This window comes from Scytonema sp. NUACC21 (assembly GCF_054684315.1).
Genome location: NZ_BAAFZH010000042.1, coordinates 26,724 through 43,664, shown reverse-complemented (window position 1 = coordinate 43,664; position 16,941 = coordinate 26,724). Strand labels below are relative to the sequence as shown.

The window sequence follows — 16,941 nt, the reverse complement described above, 5'->3', positions numbered from 1 at the left end:
GAAAACCCTTACTAATGACCAATGACAAATGACTAAGGACGACCCTCACCAGTTACTTTTTTTCTTACCGACCTACTCAGTAGTTAGTGGTTAGTGGGGCTGTTCAATAAGTTAATAAATTATAATTAAATACTTATTTAAGAGGATAAAAATGACAAAATAATTGAACAAAAGGAATGAATGATTTTTTAATTGTTATTAATTATGATTTTAATATATGCACAAAATTCTAGTAATAGAAGATGAGGCAACCGTGCGGCAAAACCTTGTGGAATTACTCACTTACGAGAATTTCAATGTCATTGCTGCAGAGAATGGTCGAATCGGTGTGCAGTTAGCCCAGGAGGTAGCTCCAGACCTGATTATCTGCGATGTTATGATGCCACAGCTAGACGGGCATGATGTTTTAAAAATATTACGCCAACAACCGTCAACAGCAACAATTCCGTTTATTTTTCTGACTGCTAGAAGCGAAAAAGCTGACTTCCGTCAAGGGATGCAACTCGGAGCTGATGATTTCCTAACAAAGCCTTTTACAAGGCTAGAATTATTAGCTGCTATTTCCTCTCGATTGGAAAAGCAAATCACCATTCATCAGCATTCACAAAAAAAGCTGGATGAATTGCGTAGCAGTATTACTATGTCCCTTCCTCATGAGATGCGGACGCCACTGAATGGAATTCTGGGTTTTTCAGAACTTCTGAGCAAAGAGGTCGATAACCTGACCCGTCAAGAAATTCGCGAGATGGCTGAAGGGATTCATAAATCAGGTGAACGGCTATATAAGTTGATCCAAAAATTTTTACTTTATGTGGAATTGGAAATCACAGCCACAGATCCACAGCGAATAAAGTTATTGCTAAACCATAAAACTACATTTCCCTCAACATCTTTAAAAAGATTAATCGAAGAAAAAGCCCGAAAAGCAGGGCGGTCAGCCGATGTACATATAAACTGGCAAACATCTTGTTGCTTAAGAATTTGTGAAACCAGACTCTATAAGATTATTGAAGAATTACTGGATAATGCCTTAAAATTTTCACAGCTAAAAACAGATATTCATATAACAAGTACTATTATTGATAATAAATTCTCCCTATCGTTTACCGATTACGGCAGAGGTATGACCAGCGCCCAAATTTCCGATTTGGGTGCTTATCGACAATTTGAGCGAAAACTTTACGAACAGCAAGGTTCGGGTTTGGGATTAATTATTGTTAAACGTATAGCTGAGTTACATGGAGGCGAACTCAAAATTGAGAGTAAGCCAAAAGAGAAAACCATTGTACAAGTAATGCTTCCATGTACTAAATGACAACACAGAAGGTTCAAGAGCCACTCTTCGAGAGCTAAACTCGAAAGTGTTCCACCCTTAAATCATTTAGGAACTGCCATGAAATCTCTGCAATGGTTGCTGCTGTTTCTGCTTCTTGGTATAGCAACAGCCTGTAACCAGACTAGTGCCTCTTTAGAAGAAGAACCTACTGCCCCATCTTCTGCACCTGTTCAGTTAGCACAGAATTCGGCACAGCCCAAAAATCTTGTTCGGACTGAAATACTCTCGCCTGCACCCATCCGCATAAATCTCAAAGATTTACCAAAACCCTTTGCGACGGAAAGTGCGTCCAACCCACCCCAAGTGTTACCAATTCCAGAAAATCCCACTCTGCGCGTACCTTCTGGCTTTGTCGTAAACGTCTTTGCAGATGGTCTGGATGCACCGCGTTGGTTGGCTTTAACCCCGAGTGGTGACGTCTTGGTGACAGAAACCAGAGAAAATCGCATTCGTTTACTCAGAGATACCAATAGCGATGGGGTAGCTGATGTGAAAGAAATATTTGCTAACTCCAGCAATGGGGTCAATATCCCATTTGGTATGGCTTTTGGGGATAATTCTTTCTTTTTGGGTAACACTGATGCTGTCCTGCGATTCCCATACCAGAAAGGTCAGCAGCAACTCAATGGTACTGGGAAAAAGATAGCCGATTTACCTGGTGGCGGGTACAATCAGCACTGGACTCGCAATGTAGTACTATCACCAGATGGTAATAAAATATACGTTTCAATTGGTTCCGAAAGCAATGTAGATGAAGAAGACCTGCCACGGGCTTCAGTGCAGGTCATGAACTTAGATGGTTCCCAAAGACAAACTTTTGCTTTTGGTTTGCGTAACCCAGTTGGTCTAGATTTTCACCCTGTAACAAAAGAACTTTACACAACTGTCAATGAACGGGATGGTATAGGGGATGATTTAGTACCAGATTACTTAACTCGCATTCAGCAGGGAGAATTTTACGGTTGGCCCTATGCTTACCTCACACCCAACAATCTTGACCCACGTCAGAAAACAGCTAACCAGAGCAAACGACCTGAGTTAGCAGCCCGCACGCGGACTCCAAATGTGTTATTTCAAGCACATTCAGCAGCCTTGGGATTGCAATTTTATGACGGTCAGACGTTTCCTGAAAAGTACCGTAACGGTGCTTTTGTTGCCTTTCGTGGTTCTTGGAATCGCGATCGCGCAACTGGGTATAAAGTTGTCTTCGTACCTTTTGATAGTAAAGGACAACCACAGGGTTACTATGAAGACTTTCTCACTGGATTTTTGCTCGACCCCTCTGTGCCATCTACTTGGGGACGTCCTGTAGGTTTACTTGTTTTACCTGACGGTAGTCTTTTAGTCACAGAGGAAGCCAATAATCGAATTTATCGGATTCAGTATAAGAGATAGTCATTTGTCATTTGTCATTTGTTAATTAAATGGACTTTGGACAAAGGACAAATGACAAAGGACACAATCTAAAACCATCCCTCAAGTTCCAGCGTTTCAATCATTTGGAGACCACGGGCATCACCTACACCCAAGATTGCTGCTTTGGCATCCTCCCTTACTCCCAAATCTTTGTCTTCAGCAAAGGCTTGAATTAAAGCGTCAACAGCGGTGGCATAGACTACATTGGAAGGGAGTTCCCGGCACAATTGCCCTAATGTCCAGGCGCAATTACTCCGCACTGGGGCTATGGGGTCTTGCACTAAAGCTTCAATCAAAGGTGGTATTGCTCCCACAACTGCTTCATAACCTACGTCTGCCATTTGAGCCAGGGCGCTAGCCGCCCACAAGCGTACTGCAGAAATATCCGTTCTTAAAGCATCTGCTAGAGGTGCTAAAGAACGGATGTCCCGACAGTTCCCCAAAGCCCAAACAACGCCCTTACGCACGTAACCATTCCAATCTTGGTTTAATTGGACAATCAATGGTTCCACCGCATCTTGGCTTGGGTTGCGTCCAATGCCATATGCTGCACTTACTCGCACTAAAGGACAGGTATCAGTTAATAAGCGAATCAAGTGGGGAATTGCCCGTGCATCTTCTATGTCACAAAAAGCACGGGCTGCTAGCATCCTTTGCTGCGGTTCGGCGTGTTCCAGTAGGGCTAGCATGACCTCTGGATTGGGCTTAGGTGTCTCTGCTTCAGCAGTTAGCGGTCCCAAGTGGTCTAGAGGGCTTTCTAGCTCTGTTTCAACATCATCAAGTATTTTTAGGTCTTCTTCGTCATACATATTGCGTTTCAATCCCTGATAAGGATTAATATAAAGCCCCTTGTAGCAATAAGTGAAGATTGATAAGTTTTCTAGCCAAATATAACAAGGATTATTCCTCAGTGTTGAGCGGTTTCAGCATCCACAGTGACTGAGTTCCATACCCAAGTTGCTTGTAAAGATTTAATGCGGCTGTGTTTGTGTCAAACACTTGTAAACCTATCTGGCGATCGCCTCTAGCCTTTGCCCAATTTTCCACGTGCAGCATTAAGGCTTTAGCAATACCGCGCCGTCGATGTTCTGGCGCAACGTAGAGTAAAAAAATGTGAGCGTAACGCACTCCACATACCTGATCGATTGCATTTCCTACCCAAAGACAAGCAACGGGGGGAGGGGCTTTTGAGTGGGAAGTGGAAAAATCCTCTCCTACAAAATCGACCCACCACAAAGATGTTCCGCTAGAAAAATATTGCTCAACTGTTTGTGCCAAATGGGAAAAATCTTGCTGGTTGGGAAAAAGTTCCTGGTAAGTCCGATACATAAACTTGACCAAGAGTGCCCGGTCTACAGTAGAACCACGGCGAATGATATAACCTGGTGCTAAAGCTTCCAAATCTCAATAATGACTCCGTTTTGGTGGTACTTCCCCGTCAAGTAAGATTGTAGGTTGGGTTGAGCGGTAGCGAAACCCAACAAATAACAGATTGCGTTGCCTTTGGTCGCTCAATTCAATCAATGGTGAATGGTGTTGGGTTTTGGGCAACCACTCATTTAATGTTGGGTTTTGGGCAACCACTCATTTAATGTTGGGTTTTGGGCAACCACTCATTTAATGTTGGGTTTTGGGCAACCTGGGCGATCCAGTTTTCGATAAATTGGAAGCCGATATTGCTAAAGGTGTGATGTCACTTCCTGCTAGCAAAGGCTTTGAAATTGGTTCTGGTTTTGCAGGAACTTTGTTAACGGGTATTGAGCATAACGACGAATTTTATATTGATGAAAATGATGAAATTCGCACCACAACCAACCGTTCTGGAGGAATTCAGGGTGGCATTTCCAACGGAGAAAACATCATCTTACGCGTTGCCTTTAAGCCCACAGCAACTATTAGAAAAGAACAAAAGACGGTGACTAAAGAAGGAGAGGAAACAGTTTTAGCAGGTAAAGGACGCCACGACCCCTGTGTCTTACCCCGTGCTGTGCCAATGGTTGAGGCAATGGTAGCGGTTGTGCTATGCGATCATCTCTTACGGCATTACGGACAGTGTAAAGTTTTGTCATAAATTTTTGCTTTCATGTATGGTAGGTAGTGCCCACCAAAATTCCATCTGTCAATTGTAAGTAGGGTGGGCACTGCCCACCAAAATTCCATCTGTCAATTGTCCTTAGCCATTGGTAAGGATTGAGAGAGTGCTGCCCTAAAATTAGGTTCAGGAGAACTGCTATATAGCGGTTCTCAGTTGCGCCATAACATCTTCACATGTGTTATTGCTTCTATCTGAGCGATCGAGGCATCGTTTCCACTACTCAGAATTTGGAACACTCTACCTTTTTGTTTTCAGTGCTGTTATAGTAGCATTAATAACAATTAATCAAAGTGTATTGCACTAGTTATCAACATGGAAGAAGAGTTTCAAAATCAGGTAAAACACTTTAAAGATTTGAAATCTAAGTACAGCGCAACTACCTATAGTGATTCATCGCCCTCTAGCTTATTGTATCTAATTTTGCAAAAATTTGATATGGGAGTCAAACTGTCTCAATTTGAGTTGAATTGGTTAAAAGAGCACAAGCTTTTTGAAACTGTAGAAAATATTTTGAAGGAAGAGCAACGTAGAGCAGAAGCAATTATAAAACTAGAGAACCAATTTTACCATCTCAAATCTCAATATAAAGTTCCCAGCTACTGGAATGGTTTCAAAAATGATATATCAGCTCCTCTATTTCCAATTCTTTGGAAATTAAACTCAGAAAATCAGATAACTGGTGAAGAGCTTGAATGGTTGAAACAAAATCAAATGTTTGCCACAGTAACAATGATTGAGGAGATGGAACTCCAAAAGCAGTTTATTGCCTTAAAGGAAAAGTATCAAGCAACAAAACATTCTGATTCCTCTCCTTATAATCCATTACACATCATTCTTAAAAAGCTAGACCAGAAAATCCGTTTAGAAAATTCTGAAATAGAATGGCTGCTCAATCATGGATTAGTGGAAACAATAGAAGTTTTTAAGCAACAAGAGACAGAAAGAGAGGTAGCATTTTCCCAACTTAAGGAAAAATATCAAGCCAATAAATATACAGACGAATCTGCCTCCAGCCAATTGTATTTTATTTTGCAAAAACTTGATGCTGACGAAGACCTGACATATTCAGAAATGAACTGGTTAGAAATGCATGGGCTTTCCGAAACTATAGCTATTGCGAATAATTTAGAAAAAAAACGAGAATTTGCTATTTTAAAAACTAAATATAAAGCTGATTGTCAAGAGGATTATTCACCTTATAGTCACTTGTATGAAGTTCTTAAATTGATTGACACAGATCATCTTTTACAAGAAGAAGATATTAATTTTCTCAAAAATAACAATCTTTATGAAACCATCGCAATAGCTAATGAAAAATATGCTCGTAGCTTGAAATCGAGGGTTGTATTGGGATGGTCTCTAAGCGAGCTAGAAATCGATTGGTTAAAAAATAATAATCATGATGATATTATTACCTTTGCTCAGCACCATCATTTTCTAACTTTAAAGAGAAAATTTGAAATTGTAGATACAAAAAATCAATTTCCTTTCGAGCCGTTCTACAAAATTATGTTGAAGCTGGAGGCAAAAGAGCGGCTAGACCCACTATCGGTGACTTACCTTAGGGAAAAGAACCTTTTATCTGCTGGAGAAAAAATTGCTATTGCACATTACAGACTGGAAGCGGAATTTTATGAACAAGAATTTTATCGTACTCACGATCGATGGCACATCCCAACTACCAGTGATTACTGGCGTAAAGCAGATGAACCAGAAAAAGCCTTAAGTCTAACGAACATAGAATTTGAAATAATTCAAGATAATTCTCTCAAGTCAGCTATTCTAGTTGCTAGAGGTGCAGCTTTTAGAGATATGTTGGATTTAATTAATGCAGAAATATTTGCTCGGAAAGCAATAGAATGTCATTCTGAAAGTTATAAGCCTTATATTTTACTGGGAACTATTTCTTATGATAGATGTAATTATTTAAACGGAGACCTTTTCTTTAAAGAAGCAATGCAGCGTGGAGCAAAAGTAGAAGAAATAGATGATGAAATTAGACAAATTTTAAAAATAAAAGCCAATGAAAAGCAACGTCAGAATACCTTGGAATATTTACTGAAGAAAGACCCAGAACGCTATAGTTGGGCTAAATCTTATCAAAAGAGATCGAAAGATAAAGGAATAAAATAGAAATAAAAAATTTTGCTCCAATAGACAAAAAACAATTTGCAGGGGTAGCATCTCGTGGATTCTATTACAATTTTAGGCTTGTTTGCTGCAACGCTAACAACTTTGTCCTTCCTTCCTCAAATGCTGAAAACATGGCAGACAAAATCAGCAAAAGATGTTTCTTTTGTTATGCTGATAACTTTTAACACAGGTATCTTCTTGTGGTTAATCTATGGCATCGCTCTCAAATCTTTGCCAATAATTCTTGCTAACGGTGTCACCTTAGTTTTTAACCTTATAATTTTATGGCTTAAAATTAAATATAGATAAACCTGTTATTAATCAACACCTGTGACATCTTCTGTATTTGCAGCTGAACACCTTTTATTTAATCCTGCTATCTCCGCTCCTGATGCTATCCCCACCATCTTTGCCTTTCCTAATGAGTACAGTGTGGGCATTACGAGTCTTGGCTATCAATTGGTGTGGGCAAGCTTGGCTATGCGTTCTGATGTGCAGGTGAGCCGTCTATTCACCGATACTCGCGAACAACTTCCCAGAAAGCCTGAGTTAATTGGCTTTTCTTTCTCATGGGAATTGGATTATGTCAATATATTAAATTTACTAGAATCTCTCGAAATTCCCATTAGAGGAAATTATAGAAGCGATCGCGACCCCATAGTTTTTGGTGGTGGTCCGGTACTAACAGCCAACCCCGAACCCTTTGCCGATTTCTTTGATGTCGTTTTGCTTGGGGATGGCGAAAATTTGCTTGGTAATTTTATTGAAGCTTATAAGGAAGTTAGAAACGCAGACAGACAAAGCAAACTCAAAGCACTAGCACAAGTTCCCGGTGTTTACGTCCCTAGTCTGTATGAGGTGAAATATCATTCATTAAATGGGGCAATAAAATCAATAGAACCCATTTCTGAAGAAATTCCCAGTGTAGTGCATAAGCAAACTTACCGGGGAAACATTCTCTCAGCATCTACAGTAGTGACAGAAAAAGCCGCTTGGGAAAACATTTACATGGTAGAAGTGGTGAGAAGTTGCCCGGAGATGTGCCGTTTCTGTTTGGCAAGTTATCTCACCCTGCCTTTTAGAACTGCCAGTTTAGAAGGTTCGTTAATTCCAGCAATTGAAAAAGGGCTATCCGTGACAAATCGTCTGGGATTGCTAGGGGCTTCCGTTACCCAGCATCCAGAGTTTGAGGCTTTGCTAGATTACATCAGTCAGCCAAAGTACGATGATGTCCGTCTAAGTATTGCCTCAGTACGAACAAACACAGTCACGGTACAGCTAGCACAAACTTTGGCAAAACGAGACACAAAGTCACTCACCATTGCTGTAGAAAGTGGTTCTGAAAAATTGCGGCGTATTGTAAATAAAAAGTTACAAAACGACGAAATCCTTCAAGCGGCAATCAATGCGAAAGCTGGAGGGCTATCTGGATTGAAACTTTATGGGATGGTAGGAATTCCCGGAGAGGAACCAGAGGATTTGGATGCAACGGTATCAATGATGCGCGATATCAAAAAACTTGCTCCCGGACTGCGGTTAACACTGGGTTGCAGCACCTTTGTTCCCAAAGCACACACCCCATTTCAATGGTTTGGAGTCAATCCTCAAGCCGAAAAACGATTGCAGTTTTTACAAAAGCAATTTAGACAACAAGGAATAGACTTTCGCCCTGAAAGCTACAACTGGTCAATTATTCAAGCTTTATTGTCGAGGGGCGATCGCCGACTCTCCCAACTTTTAGAACTCACCCGAAGCTTTGGAGATTCTTTAGGTAGCTACAAACGTGCTTTCAAACAACATTGTTGCTGCACCCATCCACCAGTTACCAGTTTCAGCCGCTTTAATTTGGGCAGCATAGAGAAACCCACAGGGCATCAAACCCCATGTTATACCCAAAACTGCAGGCGTCCACCATCTGGTTTGTTGGGAAAGCTTGACCATTTCTGCACTTAAGCGGTTATGTAAATTGCTTTGCAAAAAAGGATGTAACACTGGTATGCGGGGTAGAAATTTAGGATTTATTTGACTAATGCCAAACCAAATCAGCATAATACCAGTGATAATTGCCATCCATTGGCGTAACTCGCTACCAATTCCCGCTAGTTGCCCGGTGTTGAGCAGTACGGAACCCAAAGCACCAATACCAGCACCGACTAGGGTGTAACTCAACATTCGTCCCAAGTTTAGTAATATATGAAATTGGAAATGGTTCTGCCAGGGGGATTGTCTAGATGTGATAGCCGTTTTGTCTTGGTTCTGAGACAGAGAAAATGCCACCGAAAGAGGACCGCACATCCCAAAGCAATGTCCAAAACTTCCCAGAAACCCCAGGCTTGCAATAAGTAACAAATTTAACATTTGAAATTTGATTAAAATTTGACTTATTAAATTAGGTTAAGGTAAGAAGCCAACTACCGATCCTTTATACTTGCCTGTTTTGGAATAGGAAAAATTTTTGCAGCATTGTCTATACTTTGACAGTTTTATGGGGAACTCTAGATGAAGTTAACGCTTCTGTCAAAAGACGTGGCGTCAAACTTAACGGTTGCGCCATTCTATGTCAGGAAATTAAGAGAGAAGGGGACAAGGTGAAAAGGAAAGGGTTTGTAAATGAAAGTAAAGAAAAAATGGTTTTGGTTGGTGCTGTTAGCTTTAACAACAGCAGTCGTTGTCTTGGGTACACAAGGATTCTTTCAACAGCCGCAGGAGTCAGTTATTTATAGCATTAGAGTTGAAAATTCCATTCCTGTAAAGAAAGAGGCAGATAAAAAGGACATGAGGACTCAGGAACAAGGGCACAAGGGGAAATTTTCTCTCTCCAATTCACCCCGTCATATTCTTTCCGAATCCTCGTCTCCGCATCAGTCTTTACAAGAAAAGGTAGATAGCTCGCTCATTGTCAATACCCCACAAGTCTCCGGTGACAAGCTGTTCTCCCACCTTCTTAAGTTAAATTTTATACGTCATACTCCAGTCGAACGAGCACGGGCTAGGGCTTACATTACGTCTGAATTGAAGAAACTTGGTTGGAACCCCCAGATGGAGAAGTTCACAGGCAAACAGTTGGAAGACACCAGAGAAGGTATTAACATTTTTGCAGAAAGACCCGGTACAAATAAAGAAGCGGGCAGTATTCTGGTCGCTGCTCATTACGATACCATTTTCTTCTCTCCTGGTGCTGACGATAACGCCAGTGGTGTTGCTGTTGTTTTAGAAGTTGCTCGACTCCTGAGTTCTGTTCCAACTACCAAAACGTTACAGTTAGCTTTTTTTGACTTAGAAGAAGCAGGGCTTTTAGGGAGCAAAGCTTTTGTCACAAATAAAGCACATTTGGAAAACCTACGTAGCGTCATTGTAATGGATATGGTCGGTTATGCCTGCCACACCTCTGGATGTCAAAAATACCCCTCGGGTTTGCCCATCGCCCCAGCCAGCGACAAAGGGGATTTTTTGGCAGTGGTGGGCGATGCAGAACACATGCCACTCCTTCACGCTTTTCAAAAAGCACACAATTTCCAAACTGCGTTCAATAAAGAAGATAAGAGCCAAAAGGCTGAAATAACTTCCCCATCTCCCTCATTGCCATCCGTACTCGCACTACCAGTACCCCTCAAAGGCTTGCTGACACCGGATATGCTTCGCAGCGATCACGCACCGTTTTGGTATCAAGGAGTTGGTGCTGTTTTGGTAACGGATACAGCAAATTTACGAACACCTCACTACCACAAACCCACTGATGTCCCAGCCACTATTGACCGTGAATTCTTTACAGGTGCAGCACAGCTTGTGGTGAATGCGACAACTGAGTTGTTGCAAAGTGATGGTGCTTTGAACACTGTGTCCACTTCACCACCATCTTCTTGATGTAGTTTAATGCCCAGTTTTTTTGTTTGTTAGCCCAGGTCATGGATTTGACAACCAAAAAATCTGGGCTTTCTGTCGGGTAGAATAACAATAAATATATACAGCTGCGTTACGTCTATTTTTAAACCAATACGGTTCAGATAAGACCAGAACCCTGATTGAGAACACAACATAGAGACGCGCCATGTCGTAGAGACGCGCCATGTCGTAGAGACGCGCCATGTCGTAGAGACGCGCCATGTCGTAGAGACGCGCCATGGCGCGTCTCTACAGCGTGATTATTTACACATCAGCCTTAACTGAACCGTATTGATTTTTAAACGATTTCAGTCTCACCATTGGCGCGTTGCCGTAGGTAGTCCCATATCCGCTCAATTTGCGATCGCCACTCCTGACGGTCAGCATTCAGTTCTGAAGTTAATCGCTCAAAGTTCTGCTGGTGAATTGTCACCACTTGCAGTAGGGCTTCTGCTGTTGACCTAAGTTCGGAGGTTGACGCTCTCAACTCAGCAGTCGATTGTCTCAACTCCGCGTTTACAATCACTTGGTTGTCCAACTGCTGCTGCAAATTTTCTAACGCCGCTTCTATTCGGTCTAGCCGATCTCCTCTGTCCTGAGCCATGCCACGTCGTTCTTACCTTGTATTAGGTATTATAGTACATTTTAGCATTACTAATCAAACTCCCTTATGCAAGGAAGTCTCAATGGTACAAACCTCATCTCAACCTATGACTTTGGAGGAGTTTCTGAAGCTACCAGAAACCGAACCTGCAAGCGAATATATTGATGGGCAAATAATTCAGAAGCCAATGCCACAGGGTAAGCACAGCACAATTCAAACTGAGTTTTCTACAATTGTCAACTTAATTCTTAAACCTCCACAGGTTGCACGAGCATTTTCAGAGTTACGTTGCACATTTGGTGGGCGATCGATAGTTCCAGATGTGTCTGTATTTACTTGGGGGAGAATTCCACGCGACGAAAAAGGTGAAATTGCTAATACTTGGACGGTAGCTCCTGATTGGACAATCGAGATCCTGTCACCTGACCAAAGCCAAACAAAAGTAACCAAAAATATTTTGCATTGCCTCAATTTTGGAACTCAAATGGGTTGGTTAATTGACCCATATGAGCAAACTGTGTTTGTTTATCTTCCAAAGCAGCAACTAGAGGTGTTTGACGAACCAGAGCAAAAACTTCCAGTTCCGTCCTTTGCCAATGAGCTAAATCTGAGTGTAGGAACTGTATTTGGCTGGTTATTAGAGTAAAACAATAAATATATACATCTGCATATCTAACAATTTCGTTGTAGCGGGCTGCCGAAAACTATAGGTTTGGGTACAAAGATTACTTACTTGTACCGTTAACAGTGAAAGATATCGTTATACTCCGAGCGATCGCTATCTCACCATTCTGCTATAGTGCTATTGCTTGGGGCGGGCTGTTAGCTTATATCGTCGCCAAAGCTGGTGAACTGGCGAAGTGAGATCGTCGTATCCGCCCCTATTGGCTGCGACACAGCCATGCTTCCCATGCACTCGATAGGGGTCTACTCAGTTAGTGCAACAAACGCTGGGACATAAATCTTTTAATAATACGAGTCGCTATGCCCATGCCAACTTTAACGATAGCAGTGGATTATATTTAGCAAGATAGGAGTATCTAATGAAAAGAAGTATAGTCAAATACTCCGTATTTGCCATTGGCATTACCTTAATTATCTTTGTTATAGCTGGAATTGCTATACAACTGCACTTGCTGTACTCACTACTGTACTCGCTTGAGGGGTCTGGTTTTGGACCAGACTCGAATCAATCAAAAACTACAAAGGAAGTTATAAACCCCAAGGACGGAAAAATTATCAAACTTACAGAAACAACTACCCATTCTCAATCAGCAAAGACGTTGTGGGATTGGTTAGGCTTAGCTGGCACGATTGCCATTCCATTTGTATTATTTTCCTTTCAACAAGCAGAACAGAGGCGATCTGAAAAGCAGGCTGAAACTGAGAAAAAAATAGCAGATAACAGCTTACGTGAACAAGCTCTAGAGGCTTATATTGACCGAATGTCAGAACTGCTGATTGATAAAAACTTAAAAGTATTGATTGATAAAAAGTTAGAAACGTCAGACCCCGAATATCCTGTGCTAGATGCAGCTCTTGACATAGCACGCGCTAGAACATTATCAGTGCTACGAAGGTTGGATCGGGACGGAGAACGAAAGGGAAGCATTATTCGTTTTTTGTTTGATGCAGAACTTATAAGCACTCTGGATTTGAACGATGCCAACCTCAGTGGTGCCAACCTCAGTAGTGCACAGCCTCTACGTTTCCCAACCTGCCGTGAGTTTGCAAGTGCAAAACCTAGAACGGCAATTAGATGTCCCGTTATTTGACCGTGGAGGACGTCGTGCCCAACTCACCGAAGCCGGACATTTACTTCTGAGCTACGGTGAAAAAATCCTCAGTTTGTGTCAGGAAACCTGCCGCGCTATTGAGGATTTACAAAATCTCCAGGGCGGTACTCTGATTGTTGGCGCTTCTCAAACAACCGGTACCTATCTTTTACCCCGGATGATTGGGATGTTCCGACAAAAATACCCGGATGTGGCAGTACAATTGCACGTCCATTCCACCCGCAGAACTGCTTGGAGTGTGGCCAACGGGCAGGTGGATTTGGCAATCATCGGTGGCGAAATTCCGGCTGAACTGGCGGAATCTTTGGAGATTATTCCTTATGCTGAGGATGAGCTTGCACTGATTTTACCCGTATCCCATTCCTTTGCCAAACTTGAAACGATTCAAAGAGAAGACCTATATAAACTGCAATTCATTGCTTTGGATTCACAGTCTACTATCCGCAAGGTCATTGACCAAGTTTTAGCACGCTGTGACATCGATACCCGGCGTTTTAAAATTGAAATGGAACTCAATTCCATAGAAGCTATTAAAAATGCCGTTCAATCTGGCTTGGGAGCCGCTTTTGTCTCAACTTCAGCAATTGCTAAAGAGTTACAAATGGGGCTGTTGCATTGCGCTCCTATAGAAGGTGTTATCGTTAAGCGGATGTTAAGGCTGATTTTTAATCCCAACCGCTATCGATCCAAAGCAGCAGAAGCATTTAGTCGGGAAATTTTACCTCAGTTTGCTACACCGGGATGGAATCTAGAACTGTTAAAATCTATACCAAAAACAATGGTGGTAAGTATTTTGGATGGAGGAAATCATAACTCTGATGACGAATAAGATATAGTCATTCGTCCCTTGTTATTTGTCCTTTGTCATTTGTCCTCGGCTAAGGACGAAGGACAAGGACCAATGACTCATGACTTATGACTAATGACCAATCATGAAAGTTTACTGTACACGTTCCCGCTGCCCCCGCCCGCTAAACCATTTTCCAGATCTAGATGATAACGCAACCCTGAGAACAGCGCAGCAGAAATACTGCACTGCTTGCGGAATGCCTCTGATTTTAGTTGGACGCTATCTACCAATCAAGCTTTTAGGACAAGGGGGGTTTGGAGCAGCATTTTTGGCACGCGATCGCTATACTCCAGGAATGCGCCAATGTGTGGTCAAGCAATTTCAGCCTTCAGGAAATTTAAGTGTCACTCAAATGCATCTGGCGCAGGATTTATTTGAACGAGAAGCAGAGGTTTTAGAGCAAATAGGCAATCAACACGAGCAAATCCCCGATCTGTTTGCTTTTTTCCCGTTACAAGTGCCAGCTCTAGTACCAGGACAGCAAGAAAAATTTTTTTACCTAGTACAGGAATACATCGACGGGCAAAACCTAGAGGAAGAATTAATCAACAAAGGACAATTCTCCGAACAAGAGGTATTAGAAGTCCTGCGAGAAATTCTCAAGGTACTCAAATTTGTTCACGGCCGAAACATTATCCACCGAGATATCAAACCTTCCAACATTATGCGGCATCGGAATGGCAAACTTTATTTGCTAGATTTTGGCGCAGTGAAACAGGTGGCAAATTCTCCTATCGGCGCTACAGCCCCTTCCACCGGTATATACTCTATGGGATTTGCACCCCCCGAGCAAATGTCTGGGGGGCAAGTCTTTCCATCCACAGATTTATACGCCTTGGCAGTTACTATTGTGATGTTACTGACGGGGGAACAAGACGTAACTAAGTTATTTGATGTTTATACTAATCAATGGAAATGGCGGTCTCGAGTGACTGTCAGTTCTCATCTTGCGGATATTCTGGATAAAATGCTCCAAACTGCTGTCAGCTCCCGCTATCAATCAGCGCAGGATGTTTTAGAAGCCCTGGATACACCCCCGGTAGGAATACCTCCCACAACTATCAATCCTCCCCAGCCCTCAACACCTCCACAACAGCAATTATCAGTACAACCACAGTTATCGCACAATCAACAGCCATCACTTGCTAACAAGCCGTCATCCAAACAGCCATTTTCTGTATTAGAGATATTAGGCAGTGCGGCATTTAGTGGGTTTGAAGGTGGATTGTTTGCTATAGCTCTCTTCAGTTTGTTGAAATCCCCTTTGATTACCGTGGCTGCTTCCGTCGTGATTTTAGGAATACTCCTGTTTGCTCAAGCTAAGCGGTGGATTGAAAGGTGGGATTTAGTAATCATTCCAGCCATTACTTTTGCTGTTGTTTATTTTGTCCCGTTTCTCCACGCTGGTCTAAGTATTCAGCAGTTAATTATCTTACCTATTACAGCTAGTTTGATAGCGATCGCAACTACAGCACTGTTTCGCCTTATCTACAAATTGTTATCTTTGATACTCTAAACTTCCTTGCTATGCAAACAACAGTTGATCTGGTATTTGAAAATTATTTTGATAACCAAATCCGAAACGAGGGAACTTTTGTTTGTAGCCTAAGCTAAGTACATTTCCAGGAGTACTCTCAAACAAAAATTGTCAAATTAATAACCTCAAGAACTTGGTGCTACAAAATTTTTTTTAAAGTAAATAATTCAAAATAGCTATGGCGGCAAAAAATGAAACTGCGGTTTTAGCTCTCTCTCTCGTAATTACACTGGGATTAATGGGTGCCGTTTATTGGTGGCTAAACCATTCTGGTATTAATTTAGCCTCCTTAAGCAATCAAGGGTATCGGCAAATTAGACAGTCGAACTATCAAACTTTTTCCCAAGTGCCAAAAGTTCCTTCAGGATTATTCAGTTATGGTGGGAGTACGACTTGGGCACCAATCAGAAAAGATGTCGATATAGCTATTCAAACCGTTTTTCCTGAATTTCAACTACGCTATACTGACCCTACCTCTGGTTCACCAGGTTCTGGAAGTGGCATTAAGATGCTCTTAGATAACCAGCTAGCGTTTTCCCAGTCGTCGCGTCCTATTAAAAATGAAGAATATCAACAGGCACAGCAACGGGGGTTTACACTGAGAGAAATTCCAGTGGCAATTGACGGCATTGCGATCGCAGTTCATCCGGATCTCAATATCACTGGTTTAACTGTTGCCCAAGTCAAAGACATATACACGGGAAAAATTACCAACTGGCAGGTTATAGGTGGTCCCAACTTACCTATAACACCCTACTCTCGCCGTCCGGAAGAAGGAGGGACTGTGGAATTTTTTAACGACAATGTTTTGGGGGGTGAAAAGTTTGGCACAAATGTAAAGTACATTTCCACCACAACAACTGCTTTACAAGATCTGGCAAAAAACCGAGGCGGTATCTACTATGCCTCAGCACCAGAAGTGGTGGGACAATGTAGCGTTAAGCCCGTACTACTGGGAAAATCATCAGATAAGCTTGTTCCACCTTACAGCGAACCTTTCGTTCCTCGTTCTCAGTGTCCAAAACAGCGCAACCAACTGAATACAATCGCTTTTCAGAATGATGAATACCCTATCACCCGAAGATTATTTGTCATTGTTAAACAGAATGGTCAAACAGACGAGGAAGCAGGAGAGGCTTACGCCAATCTCATGCTGACTGCTCAAGGTCAGAGATTAATTGCCAAAGCTGGATATGTGAGCATTCGGTAGAAGCTAGTGGTTAGTTATTTTCCTACTAGCCACTAACCACTAACGACTTATGACTGCTAATTTAGCAGGCACAGGAACTTGT

The 16,941-nt window shown here is 42.0% G+C and carries 15 protein-coding genes and 3 pseudogenes; 12 read left to right on the top strand and 6 right to left on the bottom strand.

Annotated features, from left to right (window positions below; all coding sequences use genetic code 11):
- Positions 1 to 217 precede the first annotated feature (217 nt).
- Together ACYRY3_RS04855 and ACYRY3_RS04850 are read left to right on the top strand one after the other, a co-directional pair.
- Positions 218 to 1,315, top strand: coding sequence for a hybrid sensor histidine kinase/response regulator (locus ACYRY3_RS04855; protein ID WP_460200590.1), 1,098 nt, complete (start codon positions 218 to 220; stop codon positions 1,313 to 1,315).
- 78 nt (positions 1,316 to 1,393) lie between these two features.
- Entirely contained in the window at positions 1,394 to 2,731 is a 1,338-nt protein-coding gene (locus ACYRY3_RS04850) for a PQQ-dependent sugar dehydrogenase (protein ID WP_460200589.1), read from the top strand.
- A 68-nt stretch (positions 2,732 to 2,799) separates the two neighbouring features.
- On the opposite strand, the gene ACYRY3_RS04845 is transcribed toward ACYRY3_RS04850, so the two are convergent.
- From ACYRY3_RS04845 to ACYRY3_RS04835, 3 genes are all read right to left on the bottom strand, one after another.
- Entirely contained in the window at positions 2,800 to 3,561 is a 762-nt protein-coding gene (locus tag ACYRY3_RS04845) for a HEAT repeat domain-containing protein (RefSeq protein WP_460200588.1), read from the bottom strand.
- 91 nt (positions 3,562 to 3,652) lie between these two features.
- Positions 3,653 to 4,153: a GNAT family N-acetyltransferase gene (locus tag ACYRY3_RS04840; protein ID WP_460200587.1), complete on the bottom strand. Its 501-nt coding sequence runs from the start codon at positions 4,151 to 4,153 to the stop codon at positions 3,653 to 3,655.
- A gap of 3 nt (positions 4,154 to 4,156) precedes the next feature.
- A complete protein-coding gene (locus tag ACYRY3_RS04835; protein WP_460200586.1) occupies positions 4,157 to 4,336 on the bottom strand; it encodes a hypothetical protein in 180 nt (59 codons plus the stop codon).
- A 55-nt stretch (positions 4,337 to 4,391) separates the two neighbouring features.
- Between ACYRY3_RS04835 and ACYRY3_RS04830 the strand changes: the two are divergent.
- The 4 genes and pseudogenes from ACYRY3_RS04830 to ACYRY3_RS04815 all read left to right on the top strand — a co-directional run.
- A pseudogene (locus tag ACYRY3_RS04830) lies at positions 4,392 to 4,823 on the top strand (chorismate synthase); the annotation flags it as partial.
- A 336-nt stretch (positions 4,824 to 5,159) separates the two neighbouring features.
- Positions 5,160 to 6,980: a hypothetical protein gene (locus tag ACYRY3_RS04825; protein WP_460200585.1), complete on the top strand. Its 1,821-nt coding sequence runs from the start codon at positions 5,160 to 5,162 to the stop codon at positions 6,978 to 6,980.
- A 54-nt stretch (positions 6,981 to 7,034) separates the two neighbouring features.
- Positions 7,035 to 7,289, top strand: coding sequence for a SemiSWEET transporter (locus ACYRY3_RS04820; protein ID WP_460200584.1), 255 nt, complete (start codon positions 7,035 to 7,037; stop codon positions 7,287 to 7,289).
- A 21-nt stretch (positions 7,290 to 7,310) separates the two neighbouring features.
- On the top strand, positions 7,311 to 8,933 hold the full coding sequence (locus tag ACYRY3_RS04815) for a B12-binding domain-containing radical SAM protein (RefSeq protein ID WP_460200582.1): 1,623 nt from the start codon (positions 7,311 to 7,313) through the stop codon (positions 8,931 to 8,933).
- On the opposite strand, the pseudogene ACYRY3_RS04810 reads toward ACYRY3_RS04815, so the two are convergent.
- Positions 8,832 to 9,275: pseudogene (locus tag ACYRY3_RS04810) on the bottom strand (sulfite exporter TauE/SafE family protein); the annotation flags it as partial. The gene ACYRY3_RS04815 and the pseudogene ACYRY3_RS04810 overlap by 102 nt on opposite strands.
- A gap of 315 nt (positions 9,276 to 9,590) precedes the next feature.
- Here ACYRY3_RS04810 and ACYRY3_RS04805 point away from each other — a divergent pair.
- Positions 9,591 to 10,844 carry a M28 family peptidase gene (locus tag ACYRY3_RS04805; protein WP_460200581.1) on the top strand — a complete coding sequence of 418 codons (1,254 nt, stop codon included), beginning with the start codon at positions 9,591 to 9,593 and terminating at the stop codon, positions 10,842 to 10,844.
- A gap of 39 nt (positions 10,845 to 10,883) precedes the next feature.
- Here the strand turns inward: ACYRY3_RS04805 and ACYRY3_RS04800 are convergent, their stop codons facing one another.
- Entirely contained in the window at positions 10,884 to 11,102 is a 219-nt protein-coding gene (locus tag ACYRY3_RS04800; RefSeq protein ID WP_460200580.1) for a hypothetical protein, read from the bottom strand.
- Between the two features lie 58 nt (positions 11,103 to 11,160).
- Positions 11,161 to 11,466 (bottom strand): hypothetical protein, encoded by a 306-nt coding sequence (locus ACYRY3_RS04795; RefSeq protein WP_460200579.1) that lies wholly within the window; start codon positions 11,464 to 11,466, stop codon positions 11,161 to 11,163.
- 82 nt (positions 11,467 to 11,548) lie between these two features.
- On the opposite strand from ACYRY3_RS04795, the gene ACYRY3_RS04790 reads away from it, so the two are divergent.
- The 5 genes and pseudogenes from ACYRY3_RS04790 to ACYRY3_RS04770 all read left to right on the top strand — a co-directional run bounded on the left by ACYRY3_RS04790 (position 11,549) and on the right by ACYRY3_RS04770 (position 16,859).
- Positions 11,549 to 12,112 carry a Uma2 family endonuclease gene (locus tag ACYRY3_RS04790; protein ID WP_460200578.1) on the top strand — a complete coding sequence of 188 codons (564 nt, stop codon included), beginning with the start codon at positions 11,549 to 11,551 and terminating at the stop codon, positions 12,110 to 12,112.
- A 397-nt stretch (positions 12,113 to 12,509) separates the two neighbouring features.
- On the top strand, positions 12,510 to 13,241 hold the full coding sequence (locus ACYRY3_RS04785; RefSeq protein WP_460200577.1) for a hypothetical protein: 732 nt from the start codon (positions 12,510 to 12,512) through the stop codon (positions 13,239 to 13,241).
- Positions 13,165 to 14,091: pseudogene (locus ACYRY3_RS04780) on the top strand (LysR substrate-binding domain-containing protein); the annotation flags it as partial. The gene ACYRY3_RS04785 and the pseudogene ACYRY3_RS04780, both read left to right, overlap by 77 nt.
- Before the next feature lie 103 nt (positions 14,092 to 14,194).
- Positions 14,195 to 15,628: a protein kinase domain-containing protein gene (locus tag ACYRY3_RS04775; protein WP_460200576.1), complete on the top strand. Its 1,434-nt coding sequence runs from the start codon at positions 14,195 to 14,197 to the stop codon at positions 15,626 to 15,628.
- 199 nt (positions 15,629 to 15,827) lie between these two features.
- A complete protein-coding gene (locus ACYRY3_RS04770) occupies positions 15,828 to 16,859 on the top strand; it encodes a PstS family phosphate ABC transporter substrate-binding protein (RefSeq protein ID WP_460200575.1) in 1,032 nt (343 codons plus the stop codon).
- Positions 16,860 to 16,941 lie beyond the last annotated feature (82 nt).